The following is a 643-nucleotide window of genomic DNA, read 5'->3' on the forward strand; positions in this document are numbered from 1 at the left end:
GGGCGTTAGCTATTTCTCGTATATAAAGGAGTTCCAGTGGTAAAAGTTCTCGTTAGTTCATGTTTGGTTGGAAACAACGTTAGATACAATGCGAGCTGTTTATCAATCCCAGAGCCTGAGTTGCTCTGGCTAAAGTCATACACAGAACTAGTGATTTTTTGCCCCGAAGTATCAGCAGGTTTACCTATTCCTAGAGCACCAGCTGAAATTATTACTGGTAAAGGTGTTGATGTGCTGGATGGTTTGGCAAACGTTGTTGGAAATGATGGCATCGATGTTACGGAACAATTTGTAAGTGGGGCAAAAAAGGCTTTGGAACTTTGCAAAAACCAGCAAATAAAGTACGCGATTCTTGCAGAAGGCAGTCCTTCCTGTGGCAGTTCAAAAATTTATGATGGCACATTCAACGGGATTAAAATCGATGGTTCAGGGGTAGCCACTGCATTGTTAGAGCGCAATGGTATTAAAGTCTACAGTCAACATACGATAGCTAAACTCCGAGAGGCGTTGGAAAAACATAGCTAACAAACTGTTTAAGAGTGATTCGCAACGCGTGGCATTTTCACTATGCGTTGTTTTAAGTGATTAAGGTGGTATGCGGCAGCATCGGTATTGCGTTGCTCACACCTTAACAGGGCGTTAG

The 643-nt window shown here is 42.6% G+C and carries 1 protein-coding gene; it reads left to right on the plus strand.

Going from position 1 to position 643, the window contains the following annotated elements:
• The first annotated feature begins 36 nt into the window (after positions 1 to 36).
• Positions 37 to 525, plus strand: coding sequence for a DUF523 domain-containing protein (locus R7Q09_RS26325; RefSeq protein WP_318071333.1), 489 nt, complete (start codon positions 37 to 39; stop codon positions 523 to 525).
• Positions 526 to 643: the final 118 nt, after the last annotated feature.

The sequence above is a fragment of the Vibrio sp. 2130-1 genome (genome assembly GCF_033339515.1).